The sequence below is a fragment of the Cupriavidus taiwanensis genome (genome assembly GCF_900250075.1).
GTDB classification, from domain to species: domain Bacteria; phylum Pseudomonadota; class Gammaproteobacteria; order Burkholderiales; family Burkholderiaceae; genus Cupriavidus; species Cupriavidus taiwanensis_C.
This window is the reverse complement of sequence record NZ_LT977070.1, coordinates 219,409-232,676: the sequence shown is the minus strand read 5'-3', so window position 1 is coordinate 232,676 and position 13,268 is coordinate 219,409. Positions and strand designations below refer to the sequence as shown.

Here is a 13,268-nt window from a genome sequence, read left to right as displayed (position 1 = left end):
CAAAGAGGTTAGCAACCTACTAACATCCATGCATGCCATCGAATTCACCAAGCAAGCGGCGCAAGCGTTGAAGGCGATGCCGAGGAATGTCGCGGTAACGATCCGGGCAAAGATCGACGCGCTTGCGACGAATCCCTACGCCCCCAATCCGAATGCGACCAGGCTCGCGGGGCGGCCCGGCTACCGGCTGCGGGTGGGCGATTGGCGCGTGCTGTACCAGATTGAAGACGGCCGGCTTGTCATCCTTGTGGTGGCGATCTGTCCGCGAGGAAGTGTCTACCAATGACCAACATCCAATTCATCCAGCGCGACGGCCGTCGCGAGTTTGCCGTGGTGCCCATCGAGGTCTGGGATCGCGTCAAGCATCTGATCGAAGCGAGCGACGACGTCATCCTGTTTGACGCCGCCACGGAACAGGACGACGGCTTGCGCGTGCCGGCCGCCGTGCTCGACGCCGAACTGGCCGGCGATCATCCAGTCAAGGCGTGGCGCAACTATCGCCGGCTGACGCAGGATGCGCTGGCCCAGGCCGCGGGCCTGAGCAAGCCGTATCTCAGCCAGATCGAAAACCGCTCGCGCGCCGGCAGTGCGGCCGCGCTGCGCCGGCTGGCGCAAGCGCTGGACGTGCCTGCCGACATCCTCGCGGAATCGGGCGCATAGCTGGCGGTTCCAGCGCTCGCCCTCAGTGCTGCCGCACCGTCTCCCGGGGCACCTTCTCCGGCAGCTTGTTGCCTTCCGCATCGATCTGCAGCGGCCCGGTGCCCGAGAACCGGTCCAGCGCCAGGTAGATCACCGGCGTGATGAACAGCGTGATCACCTGCGAGAACAGCAGCCCGCCCACCACCGCCAGGCCCAGCGGCTGGCGCAGCTCGGCGCCGGCGCCCAGGCCCAGTGCCAGCGGCAGCGCGCCCATCACCGCGGCGAAGGTGGTCATCATGATCGGCCGGAAGCGCAGCAGGCACGCCTGCCGGATGGCCCTGGCCGGGGTCATGCCCTGCTCGCGCTGCGCCGCCAGCGCGAAGTCGATCATCATGATCGCGTTCTTCTTGACGATGCCGATCAGCATCAGCACGCCGATCACCGCGATCAGCGACAGCTCGACATTGAAGATGTACAGCGTCAGCAACGCCCCCACCGCCGCCGAGGGCAGGCCCGCCAGGATGGTCAGCGGGTGGATGTAGCTCTCGTACAGCACCCCCAGCAGCGTGTAGATCACCGCGATGGCCGCCACCAGCAGCACGATCTGCGTCGCCTGCGACGACTGGAACACCGCCGCGTCGCCGCCCCAGCTGGTGAAGATGGAGGTCGGCATGGCGATCTCCTGCTTGTAGCGGTCGATGCGCGCGGAAGCGTCCCCCAGCGCCGCGCCCGGGGCCAGGTTGAACGACACCGTCACCGACGGCAGCTGCCCCTGGTGGTTGACCGCGATCGGGCCGACCCGGCGCTCGGTGGTGGCGAAGGCCGACACCGGCACCATTTGCCCGGTCTTGCTGCGCACATAGAGCTTGGAGAACGCGCTTTCGTCGGTGCGGTCGACATCGGCCGCCTGCAGGATCACGTAGTAGTTGTCGATCGGCGTGTAGATGGTCGATACCTGGCGCTCGCCGAACGCCGAGTACAGCGCGGTGCGCACGTCCTGCATCTGCACGCCGAGCGCATTGGCCTTGTCGCGGTCGATGGTCAGGTGCGCCTCGAGCCCGGACTGCTGCGAGTCGCTGGTGACGTCGCGGAACAGGCTGTCGGCGCGCATCTTCGCCATCAGCTGGTCGGAATAGTCCTGCAGCTGGCCAGCCTTCACGCTCTGCAGCGTGTACTGGTAGCGGCTCTTGCTCTGGCGCCCGCCCAGCTGCAGGTTCTGCACCGGCGCGAAATACACCGCCAGTCCGGCTACCCCGGCGACATCGCGCCGCAATGACTCGATCACCTTCGGCATGGCGCCGCGCTCGCCGCGCGGCTTCAGTTCGACGAACATGCGCCCGGTGTTGATCGCCGGCGACGGACCGCCGCCGATGGCGACCACGATGCTCTTGACCGCCGGGTTGGCGCGCATGCGCTCGGCCGCGTCGCGCAACCGCTCCGACATGGCGTCGAAGGAAATATCCTGCGGTCCTTCGGCGTTGACGCGGATCTGGCCAATGTCCTCTTCAGGGAAGAAGCCCTTGGGGATCGTGACGAACAGCACCGCGGTCAGCACGAAGGTCAAACCCGCCACCGCCAGCACCGTACGCCGGTGCGCCAGGCACCAGTCCAGCCCGCGCGCATAACGGTGCAGCGTGAACTCGAACAGGTTCTCGAACCACTGCGTCGAGCGCATGCCCAGGGTCTGCTTCTGCGGCGCCGCGGCCTGCGCCACCGCGTGGTCGCCATAGGCGTGGTGCGACTCATCCACCGGCACGTTCTCGGCCGACAGGAAGCGCGCGCACAGCATCGGGATCAGCGTCAGCGACACCAGCGCCGACACCAGGATCGACAGCGACACCACCGCGGCGAATTCGTGGAACAGCAGCCCGATCACGCCCGGCATGAAGAAGATCGGGATAAACACCGCCACCAGCGAGATCGAGATCGACAGGATGGTGAAGCCCATCTCGCGCGATCCCACCAGCGCGGCCTTCAGCGGCGGCACGCCTTCCTCGATATGGCGCACGATGTTCTCGAGCATGACGATGGCATCGTCCACCACCAGCCCCACCGCCAGCGTGATCGCCAGCAGCGAGACGTTGTCCAGGCTGTAGCCGAACGCCTTCATCAGCGCCACCGTGCCGATCAGCGAGATCGGCAGCGACACCGTCGGTATCAGCGTGGCGGCGGCGCGGCGCAGGAACAGGAAGATCACCATCACCACCAGCGCCACCGTCAGCGCCAGCGTGAACTGCACGTCGTGGATCGATTCGCGGATCGAGTTGGAGCGGTCGTTGACCACCGCCACGTTGACCGAACCCGGCATCTGTGCGATCAGGCGGGGCAGGGCGGCCTTGATCGCATCGACCACCGCCACGGTGTTGGCGTCGGGCTGGCGCAGCACGGCCAGCACGATCGAGCGTTCGTTGTTGAGCCAGCTGCCGGTCTTGATGGTCTCGACGCTGTCCTCGACCTCGGCCACGTCGGACAGCCGCACCAGCGCGCCGTTGGGCTGGCTGGCGACGATGATGTTGCGGAAGGCATCCGCATTGGTCAGCTGCCGGTTGGCCTGGATCGTCAGGGTCTGGCGCGCGCTGTCGAGCGTGCCCACCGGGGTGTTGGCATTGGCGCGGTTAAGCGCGATGGCCAGCTCGTCCAGCGTCAGCCCGCGTGCCGCGAGCGCATCGGGGTGCGCACGCACGCGCACCGCAAAGCGCTTCTGGCCGAAGATCTGCACCTGCGCCACGCCCGGCAGCGTCGCCAGCGTTGGCGAGATCAGGTTGTCGCCGAAGGCATTCAGGTCCGCCAGGCTCATCGCCGGCGAGTTGATCGCCAGCAGCAGCACCGGCGCGTCGGCCGGGTTGACCTTGCGGTACGACGGCGGCGTCGTCATCTCGATCGGCAGCGAGCGCTGCGCCCGGAACAGCGCCGCCTGCACGTCCACGGCCGCGTCGTCGATATCGCGGTCGTTGTTGAATTCGATGGTGATGCTGGAATTGCCGAGCGTGTTCGACGAGCTGATCACCGAGACGCCGGGGATGGTCGCGAACTGCTTTTCCAGCTGGGTCGCCACCGAAGCGGCCATGGTTTCCGGGCTCGCGCCCGGCAGCGTCGCGGTGACCTGGATCACCGGCGAGTTGAAGCTGGGCAGCGCGGCGATCGGGATGGTCGGATACAGCACGATGCCGGTGACGATCACCGCCAGGCACAGCAGCACCGTCATCACCGGACGGCGGATGCAGAGTTCCGAGAGCGTCATGGCTCAGTGCCCCGCGCTGGCAGGGCGGGCGGCATCGGCGCCGGAAGCGCCGCGGGCGGCGGCCTCGCGCACCAGCACGCCGGGGCGCAGGTTCTGCGTACCTTCCACCACCACGCGGGCGCCGGGCTGCACGCCCTCGACCACGGCCGCGGCGGCGGTGGTGGTCACCACCCGCACCGGCACGCGCGCCACCTTGCTGTCGGGCTGCACCACATAGACGAAGCGGCCCTCGGGGCCCGTCACCACCGCCTGCGGCGGCACCGACAGCGCGTCCTTCAGCGTCTGCACCACGGCGCTGACGGTGGCATAGGTGCCGGGCCACAGCCGCTGCTCGTCATTGTCGAACTGGGCCTTGACGCGGATGGTGCCGTACTGCGGATCGACCGTGTTATCCACAAAGCTGATGCGGCCGGTCACGGGCGCCTGGTTGCCGTCGTTGGGCTGCGCGGTGACCTGCACCGGGCCGGCGCGCAGCGCCTCGCGCAGCGCCGCCAGCTGGCGTTCGGGCAGGCTGAAGGTGACGGCAATGGGCTGCACCTGGGCGATGGTGACCATCGGCTGGGGGCTGTTGGGCAGCACCAGCGAGCCCGGGAAGGCGTTGATCGCGCCGGTGCGGCCGCTGATGGTGGCGCGGATGGCGCCGTAGCTGACCGCCACGCGGCTGGCCTCGATCGCGGCCTGGTCGGCGCGCACGGTGGCGGCAAGGCCGTCGGCCCGCGCCTGCGCCGTATCGACCGCGCTCTTCGAAATGAAATTGCGCTGCAGCAGCTCCTGGCTGCGCGCCAGCGCGCGGCGGGCATCGGCCAGGTCGGCCTGGTCGCGCAGCAACTGCGCCTGCGCCTTGGCCAGGTTGGCCTCGTCCATGCGGGTATCGAGCGAGAACAGCAGGTCGCCGGGCTTGACGGTCTGACCTTCCTTGATATGGACGGTGCGCACGGTGCTGGATACCTGCGGCCGCACCTCCACCGTCGACAGCGCCGTGACATTGCCGTTGGCCGAGACCTGCAGCGGCACGTCGCCCTGCTGCACCGGCGCGGTCGACACCACGGCCGCCGCAGGCGGCTTGGGCGCGGGCTTCGGCGCCAGCCAGGTACGCCATGCAAACCAGCCCATGCCCGCGACGGCGAGTATCACCACCACTGCCAGCCACGGCGACACGCGGCCGCGCCCGGTCCCGGCGGCCGCCCTCCAGTTGCTGTCGACGAAGCCCTTGGGCTGGTCGATCCTGTCAGATTTCATATTGTTTGGACCCTCTGCCCCGCGTCTTCAGCGCCACTCCCCGTGTACCGCCCGGCATGTTGTGCCCGATTGCTGCCGGTGCGTGTCGCGCAAAGACTCTACTAGTACCGCGCTTCGCCCGCCGGAGCCAGCGCCGCGTATTACAGTCCGTTACAGGGGTGCAAGGGTCTGGTAATGCCCGGCGCCGGCAAACGCCGTCCGGGCCACAGGGGAGGCCGGAGATGTGTGTAGCGGGGCGCTTGTATGGTTAGACAAACATTATCAGAAAAGCTGCCGCCGGCCATCGCGGCGCCACTGATTTACGCTGTCCACCGACAATTCCCGTGGTCCGGCCTGCACAATCACGGCGTCGCCGGCACGCACTTCGCCCTTCAGCACCACGCTGAGATAAACCCCGGAGTAGCCGCTCTGCACCATGTCCCGCACCGCATGGCGATACCCCAGCGCGGCGTTGAACTTGTAGCAGGGCTGGCGCGGGGCTTCCACGCGCAGCAGGGCGGTGCCGACCCGCACCAGGTCGCCGATCCATAGCGCGGACTCCAGCAAGCCCTCCAGCGTCAGGTTTTCCCCCATCGCGCCGTAGGGCAGCGGCGGCCCCGAGTCGGGCTGGGCGCAGGCGCGGCGGCGGGCATTCCACCAGGCGTAGTGCTCAGAGGGGTAGGCGTAGACCGCCTTGTCGAGACCTCCGTGGACAGTCAGGTCGCCCTGCTCGTCGCCCGCCAGGCCAAGTTGCTGCACCTGGACCCGCAGCGGGTGCAGCAGCGTGCTGACCGGATGCTTGCGAATGCCCGACAGCACCACCGCCTCGGTACCCGCGCCCGCCACCACCAGCGGGATGGCCTTGCCCAGGCTGACCGCCAGCACGCGCGCAAGGCCCGGCCAAGGTCTCGAATCGCTCACGTGCGCCCCCGCTTCGTGGTTGTGGAAAGGGATGTGGATAAGCTGCGGATATCCCTGAGGATAACGGGGCGGATAACGCTGTGGACAAGTGCTTGGTGCGGTTCCTCACAAGGCGCCGGCGGGGGGCGTGGCGCGTGTTTCAGACTGGAATCAGAGCTGCCGGGCCGCCGCTTGCGCGGGCTGCCAGCGGCAGCCCAGCAGGCGCGCGCGCTGCGACACCGCCAGCGCCGCCAGCATCAGCGCCGCCGCGCCCCAGTGCAGCGTGTCGGGGCCGGCCAGGGTATAGATCGCCGCGCCCGCCATGGCCCCGGCGGCCTGGCCCAGGTAGATCGAAGAGGAATTCAGCGAGATCGACACCGAGGCCCGCGCCGGCGCCAGCAGCACCAGGCGCGCCTGCTGGGCGCTGTTGGTGGCAAAGCCGCCCACGCCCCACAGCATGAACAGCGCGACCAGCGCGACGCTGCCCAGCCCCGCCAGCGGCCACAGCACCATCGCCGTGATCGAGGTCAGCAGCGTCACCTGCACGATCCGGCTGGGCGTGACCCGGTCCATGCGCGACGCCGCCATGGCATTGCCGAACACCCCGCAGGCACCGTAGGCCAGGAACATCAGGCTGAGCGCGCCGCCACTGATGCCATGGACGTCGCGCATCAGCGGCGCGATATAGGTAAACAGCGTGAACATGCCCGCCGACGAGATCATGGTGGTCAGCACCACCAGCATCACCGGCTTGTGGCGCAGCACCGCGCTCCAGGCCTCGCGCCCGGCCGGCGGCACCATCAGCCCGCGCGGCAGCGCGCGCCACACCGCCGCCGCCACCAGCAGCGCCATCACCCCCACCAGCGCCATGCTGACGCGCCACCCCAGCGTGCTGGCAATCCACGTCCCCAGCGGCACGCCCACCACGCTGGCAATGCTCCAGCCAAGGAACACGAAGCTGATGGCGCGCCCGCGGGTCTGTGCATTGACCAGCAGCGGCAGCGTGGCCGCGGTCTGCGGCGTATAGATGGCCGCCCCGATCGCGGTCAGGAAGCGGATCGCCATCAGCGCCGCAAAGCTCGGCGCCAGTGCCGCGGCCACGTGCATCACCCCATAGACCAGCAGCGAGCCCGCCAGCAGCAGCCGGCGGTCGATGCGCGACCCCAGCGTGGCAAACAGCGGCGCCCCCACGCACGTGGCCAGCGCGAACACCGAGATCAGCTGCCCGGCACTGGCCGCGCCCAGCCCGAAGTCGCCGGCAATGTCGTTCAACATGCCGGTCACGATCATCGCACCGGTGCCGATGACGAAATTGCCGACGCAGAGCGTCACAAGCCTGGGGTCCATGCCGGCCTTGGGAGAGGGATCGGCGCGGAGGGCGCCTTGTTGTTGTCAGGGCTGCCGCGGGCCATGGCAGGCCGGGCGGTAAGGGAAGTCCCGAGTGTAGCGGTTTCGCGAAATTCGCGTTCGCGGAGGGACAGGCAGGCTCCGGCCGCAGCCAACACCGCCCGAGGAAGGCTCCCCTCGCCCGCTTGCGGGAGAGGGGAGAAAACCGGCGAGCGCCCGAAGCGCCTCAGCGCGTCAGCACCGGCGCCAGCGCCTTGGGATTGACGATGCAGTCGTGCTTGCCGTCCAGCACGTCCAGAATGTTCTGGAAGGCCGTGCGGAAATACAGCTCGTAGCTGTCGCGCTCCACGTAGCCCAGGTGCGGCGTGCAGATGCAGTTTTCCATGCGCAGCAGCGCGTGGCCCTGCAGGATCGGCTCGGATTCGAAGACATCGATCGCCGCCATGCCCGGGCGGCCCCGGTTCAGCGCGGTGACCAGGGCGTTCTCTTCGAGCAGCTCGGCGCGGCTGGTATTGACGAACAGCGCGGTCGGCTTCATGGCGGTCAGGTCGGCCTGCTTGACGATGCCGCGGGTGTCGTCGTTCAGGCGCAGGTGCAGTGACAGCACATCGCTGTCGGCGAACAGTTGTTCCTTCGATTCCGCCACGTCAAGGCCGTCGGCGCGCGCGGCTTGCTGGGATGCCTCGCGGCCCCAGACCAGCACCTTCATGCCGAAGGCGCGGCCATACCCGGCCAGCAGCCGGCCGATCTTGCCGTAGCCCCAGATTCCCAGCGTCTGGCCGCGCAGTACCTGTCCCAGGCCGAAATTGGGCGGCATCGTGGTCGATTTCAGCCCCGACTGCTGCCACGCGCCGTGCTTCAGGCTGGCTACGTATTGCGGAATGCGGCGCTGGGCGGCCATGATCAGGGCCCAGGTCAGCTCGGCCGGCGCCACTGGCGAGCCCACGCCTTCCAGCACCGCCACGCCGCGGTCGGTGGCGGCATCCAGGTCGATATGGCTGCCAGGCCCGGCGCCGACCCGGCCAGTCTGGCTGATCAGCTTGAGTTTGGGCAGTTTTTCAAGCAGTTGGCGGGTGATGCGGGTGCGTTCGCGGATCAGCACCACGGCTTCCACGTCTGACAGGCGCGCTGCCAGTTGGCCTACGCCCTTGACGGTGTTGTTGAACACCTTGACGTCGTGCCCCTCCAGCAGGCTGAAGCAAGGCAGCTTGCGCACGGCATCCTGGTAATCGTCGAGTACGGCAATCTTCATCGGCAACCCTGGTTATCTTCGGGACGTTGTGCCAGTTGGTGCGCGCGCCCACCGAGGCGCGCGCCGGCCAACAGTATTGTTGTGAAACGTTTGCACCGGCGTGCCGCAACCCTGGCGCCGCGCGGCGCAAATCCCACGCCGGCCGACGCCGGCAATTGTTGCGCAGCAAAAAACAGGGGGGTGCGCCAGTGGTATCCTTGCCCGCTCCGGTGCCGCCGCGGATTGTCGGTCGAGCGTTGCTCCCGTCACGCCGCTGCCTCCGGACAAAGCCCGGCCGGCAACTGCAGGCCCCGCTGCGCGGGCGAAGCGCCACTGTAGCGCAGCCGCCGTGGCCGCCGCGACCTTTTGCGCAAACCGGGCCGCCGCGGAGTTGTAACGGGATGTGACGCTCCCGATGCGGCCCCTGCAAGGACACTGCAGGGACACAGCAGCAGTGACGGTTCCGCCCCCGGCACGCATGAGAACCCGCCGGCCAGGCTTTGCAAGGATTCCCTCCCTTCCTTCCCTTTACAAACCTGGAGTTTGCAGTATGAACCACCCCACGATGCAAGGTACGGCAGCCGTCAATGCGCCGGCCTGGGTCAAGCACCCCAAGCTGATCGCCTGGGTCGCGGAAATCGCCGCGCTGACCAAGCCCGACAATATCTACTGGTGCGACGGCTCGCAGGAAGAATATGACCGCCTGTGCGAACAGATGGTCGCCGCCGGCACCATGAAGCGGCTGAACCCGGCCAAGCGCAAGAACTCCTTCCTGGCCCTGTCGGACCCGTCGGACGTGGCCCGCGTGGAAGACCGTACTTTCATCTGCTCCGAGAAGCAGGAAGATGCCGGCCCGACCAACAACTGGACCCCGCCGGCCGAGATGCGCCAGACCCTGGCCGGCCTGTTCGAGGGCTGCATGCGCGGCCGCACCCTGTATGTGGTGCCGTTCTCGATGGGGCCGCTGGGTTCGCCGATCGCCCATATCGGCGTGGAACTGTCCGATTCGCCGTACGTGGCGGTCAACATGCGCATCATGACCCGCATGGGCAAGGCCGTGTACGAGGTGCTGGGCAGCGACGGCGCCTTCGTCCCTTGTGTGCACACAGTGGGCAAGCCGCTCGCCGCCGGCGAGCAGGACGTGGCGTGGCCGTGCAATCCGACCAAGTACATCGTCCATTTCCCGGAAACGCGCGAGATCTGGTCGTTCGGCTCGGGCTACGGCGGCAATGCGCTGCTGGGCAAGAAGTGCTTCGCGCTGCGGATCGCCTCGACCATGGGCCGCGACGAAGGCTGGCTCGCCGAGCACATGCTGATCCTCGGCGTGACCTCGCCCGAAGGAAAGAAATTCCATGTCGCCGCCGCCTTCCCGTCGGCCTGCGGCAAGACCAACTTCGCCATGCTGATCCCGCCCAAGGGTTTCGAGGGCTGGAAGGTCACCACCATCGGCGACGACATCGCCTGGATCAAGCCGGGCAAGGACGGCCGCCTGTACGCGATCAACCCGGAAGCCGGCTACTTCGGCGTGGCGCCGGGCACCAGCGAGAAGACCAACTACAACGCGATGGCGACGCTCAAGGAAAACGTCATCTTCACCAACGTGGCGCTGACCGACGACGGCGACGTGTGGTGGGAAGGCATGACCAAGGAAGCGCCCGCGCACCTGATCGACTGGCAGGGCAAGGACTGGACCCCGGAGATTGCCAGGGCCACCGGCGCCAAGGCCGCGCACCCGAACGCGCGCTTCACCGCGCCCGCGTCGCAATGCCCGTCGATCGACGACAACTGGGACAACCCGGCCGGCGTCCCCATCGATGCGTTCATCTTCGGTGGCCGCCGCTCGACCACGGTGCCGCTGGTGACCGAGGCGCGTAACTGGACCGAAGGCGTCTACATGGCCGCCACCATGGGCTCGGAAACCACCGCGGCGGCCGCCGGCCAGCAAGGCGTGGTGCGCCGCGACCCGTTCGCCATGCTGCCGTTCTGCGGCTATAACATGAGCGACTACTTCGGCCACTGGCTCGAACTGGGCAAGAAGCTCGAAGCCGCGGGCGCAAGGCTGCCGAAGATCTACTGCGTAAACTGGTTCCGCAAGGATGCCGACGGCAACTTCGTGTGGCCGGGCTTTGGCGAGAACATGCGCGTGCTGTCGTGGATGATCGACCGCGTCGAAGGCAGGGGGCAGGGCGCCGAGCATGTGTTCGGCACCTCGCCGCGCTACCAGGACCTGAACTGGAACGGCGTCGAGTTCTCGCCGGCGCAGTTCGAGCAGGTGACCTCGATCGACCGTGACGCCTGGCAGAAGGAACTGGCGCTGCACGACGAGCTGTTCACGCAACTGAAGCACCATCTGCCGCAGGCGCTGGCGCAGACGCGCGCGGCACTTGGCAAGCGGCTGGACGGCTAAGCGGTCGGAAGTCCTGAGCCAGTCAACGCCCGCCTTGTCCAACGGCGGGCGTTTTTTTATCCGCCCTCGCTGTCCCCCAGCGTCTCCACCGCATACTTCACCAGCCCCGCGCGCCCCTCGATCCCCAGCTTGCGCTTCAGGTTGAGCCGGTGGGTCTCGACGGTGCGCACCGATACCCCCAGCTGCGCCGCGATCTCCTTGTTGGCCAGGCCGCGGCCGATGCCGCGCAGGATATCGCGCTCGCGCGGCGTGAGCGCATCGAGCGGGCCGGCCGCGGGGCTTTGCTCGGCGATGCCGCGCGCGATGCGGGCGCTGTAGAACACGCGTCCCGCCAGCACCGAGCGGATCGCCGCGATCAGCTCGTCGGCCGGGGCGTCCTTGAGCACATAGCCGCGCGCGCCGGCGCGCACGGCCTGGCGCACGTATTCCAGGTTGTCGTGCATCGACACGATCAGCACCGCCAGTTCGGGATAGCGGTCGTGCAGCGCCGCCGCCAGCGCAATGCCGCCCATGCCGCGCATGCCGATATCGGTGATCACCAGGTCCGGCATCTCGGCCGCGCCGGCGCGCTCCAGCCACGCCAGCGCGGCTTCGCCGTCATCGGCTTCGCCCACCACGCGCAGCCCCGGCTGCAGCGCCAGGTGCATGCGCATGCCGTCGCGCACCAGCGCGTGGTCGTCGATCAGCAGCACGCGCGCGGGCGCTTCGTTATCTTCTTCGCGAGCTTCGGCAAGAAACTGGATCATGACTGCGAGGGTCCTGCGGAATGGGCCTGGCGCGCGCTGGCCGCCGGGGCGGCCAGCGGCAGCGAGGAGATGACCTGGGTGCCGCCCGGGCCGGAAAGGATGTCGAACTGCCCGCACAGCGCGGCGATGCGCTCGCGCAGGTTGCGCAGGCCGATGCCGCGCTGCGGGTCGGCCTGCATGCGCGCGACGTCGAAGCCATGGCCGTCGTCGCGCACGGCCAGGCGCGTGGCATCGGCATCGAAGGCGAGCGACACGGCAACGCGCCGGGCACCGGCGTGGCGCTCGACGTTGGTCAGCGCTTCCTGGGCGATGCGGAACAGCGCCGTGGCCTGCTCGTCGGGCAGTTCGCGTGGGGTGCCGCTTTGCGTCACCATGATCTGGAGGCCGCTGCCGCCCTGCATCTCGCGCCCCAGGTGCTGCAGCGCGGCGTACAGCCCCAGGTCATCGAGCAACGCCGGCCGCAGGTTGCGCGCCACCCGACGCACTTCATTGAAGACCGTGTCGAGCCGGTTCAGCGCCATCCCCAGCACCGGCGCGACCGCCGCGCCGTCGGCCGGAGCCAGGCGCAGCCGGTTGGCGGCGGTTTCCAGCACCAGCTTGACCGAGACCAGCAGCTGGCTGATGCCGTCGTGCAGCTCGCGCGACAGCCGCGCGCGCTCTTCTTCCTGCGACTGCACCACGCGCTGCGCCAGCTGGCGCAGCTTGGCGTCGGCCTCGCGGTGCTCGCTGACGTTCAGCGCCAAACCGCTGGCAGCCACCAGCAGGATGCTGATGCCAGCGATCACGCCGATCCACGCCATGGTCTCGCGGATATCGGTCTCGGCGCGCGCGTCGAGCTGGCGCAGCGTGCTTTCGACGTCATCCAGGTAGATGCCGGTGCCGAGCATCCAGCCCCATTCGGGCACTGCCACCACGTAGCCGAGCTTGGGCGCCAGTTGCTGCGTCGAGGGCTTGCGCCACTGGTAGCGCACCGCGCCGCCGCCGCCCCTGGCCGCGGCGATCAGCTGCTGGATGGTGGGCGCGCCCTGCGGGTCGCGCAGTGTCCACAGATCCTGGCCCACCAGCTCGGGCTGGCGCGGATGCATCAGGTTGCGGCCCTGCAGGTCGTACAGGAAGAAGTAGCCGTCGGGGCCATAGTCCAGCCGCGCCAGCGCTTCCATCGCCGCCTGGCGCGTGGCTTCGTCGTTGCGGCCGGAGCGCACCAGCGGCGCGATCGCGCTCTGCGCCAGTTCCACGTAATGGCGCAGCTCGGTCTCCTTGCTCTGCAGGTAGGCGGCCTCGACCAGCGCGCGCTCATGCTGCGCGAGCTGGGTGGCCTGGTAGCGCACCGCCAGCGCGATGCCCAGCATCGCCACCGCGAGCGGCGCCACGGCGAGCAACAGGATTTTCTGGCGGAGTTTCATACAAGACCGGGGAAGCGGGGGTAAACACCGATGCCGCGCAGGCGGCATGCCACCGTCGATTTGCGTAGTACTACGCAGAAGTGCTGCGTAGTTACGCGCTTGTGCCGGGTTTGGCGGCTGTCAATACTACACGCCG

At 68.3% G+C, this 13,268-nt stretch carries 10 protein-coding genes; 3 read left to right on the top strand and 7 right to left on the bottom strand.

The genetic code is table 11. The annotated features are described in order from the left end of the window. Positions 1 to 28 precede the first annotated feature (28 nt). Together CBM2588_RS01040 and CBM2588_RS01035 are read left to right on the top strand one after the other, a co-directional pair. Positions 29 to 286, top strand: coding sequence for a type II toxin-antitoxin system RelE family toxin (locus CBM2588_RS01040; RefSeq protein ID WP_115678986.1), 258 nt, complete (start codon positions 29 to 31; stop codon positions 284 to 286). Beyond that, complete coding sequence (locus CBM2588_RS01035; protein ID WP_115678985.1) at positions 283 to 660, top strand: helix-turn-helix domain-containing protein; 378 nt, start codon at positions 283 to 285, stop codon at positions 658 to 660. Before CBM2588_RS01040 ends, CBM2588_RS01035 begins: the two co-directional genes overlap by 4 nt. A gap of 22 nt (positions 661 to 682) precedes the next feature. Here the strand turns inward: CBM2588_RS01035 and CBM2588_RS01030 are convergent, their stop codons facing one another. The 5 genes from CBM2588_RS01030 to CBM2588_RS01010 all read right to left on the bottom strand — a co-directional run bounded on the left by CBM2588_RS01030 (position 683) and on the right by CBM2588_RS01010 (position 8,597). After that, complete coding sequence (locus CBM2588_RS01030) at positions 683 to 3,880, bottom strand: efflux RND transporter permease subunit (RefSeq protein WP_115678984.1); 3,198 nt, start codon at positions 3,878 to 3,880, stop codon at positions 683 to 685. A 3-nt stretch (positions 3,881 to 3,883) separates the two neighbouring features. Continuing rightward, positions 3,884 to 5,119: an efflux RND transporter periplasmic adaptor subunit gene (locus CBM2588_RS01025; protein ID WP_115678983.1), complete on the bottom strand. Its 1,236-nt coding sequence runs from the start codon at positions 5,117 to 5,119 to the stop codon at positions 3,884 to 3,886. Between the two features lie 261 nt (positions 5,120 to 5,380). Then, positions 5,381 to 6,019, bottom strand: a complete 639-nt coding sequence (locus tag CBM2588_RS01020) for an MOSC domain-containing protein (RefSeq protein ID WP_018004991.1) — start codon at positions 6,017 to 6,019, stop codon at positions 5,381 to 5,383. Between the two features lie 150 nt (positions 6,020 to 6,169). Beyond that, positions 6,170 to 7,345, bottom strand: coding sequence for an MFS transporter (locus CBM2588_RS01015; protein WP_115678982.1), 1,176 nt, complete (start codon positions 7,343 to 7,345; stop codon positions 6,170 to 6,172). A 226-nt stretch (positions 7,346 to 7,571) separates the two neighbouring features. Further along, complete coding sequence (locus CBM2588_RS01010) at positions 7,572 to 8,597, bottom strand: D-2-hydroxyacid dehydrogenase family protein (protein WP_115678981.1); 1,026 nt, start codon at positions 8,595 to 8,597, stop codon at positions 7,572 to 7,574. Positions 8,598 to 9,126: 529 nt separating this feature from the next. On the opposite strand from CBM2588_RS01010, the gene CBM2588_RS01005 reads away from it, so the two are divergent. Continuing rightward, on the top strand, positions 9,127 to 10,983 hold the full coding sequence (locus CBM2588_RS01005; protein ID WP_115678980.1) for a phosphoenolpyruvate carboxykinase (GTP): 1,857 nt from the start codon (positions 9,127 to 9,129) through the stop codon (positions 10,981 to 10,983). A 56-nt stretch (positions 10,984 to 11,039) separates the two neighbouring features. On the opposite strand, the gene CBM2588_RS01000 is transcribed toward CBM2588_RS01005, so the two are convergent. Beyond that, on the bottom strand, positions 11,040 to 11,729 hold the full coding sequence (locus CBM2588_RS01000; protein WP_115678979.1) for a response regulator: 690 nt from the start codon (positions 11,727 to 11,729) through the stop codon (positions 11,040 to 11,042). After that, a complete protein-coding gene (locus tag CBM2588_RS00995; RefSeq protein ID WP_115678978.1) occupies positions 11,726 to 13,132 on the bottom strand; it encodes a cache domain-containing protein in 1,407 nt (468 codons plus the stop codon). The genes CBM2588_RS01000 and CBM2588_RS00995 overlap by 4 nt, the downstream gene beginning before the upstream one ends. Positions 13,133 to 13,268 lie beyond the last annotated feature (136 nt).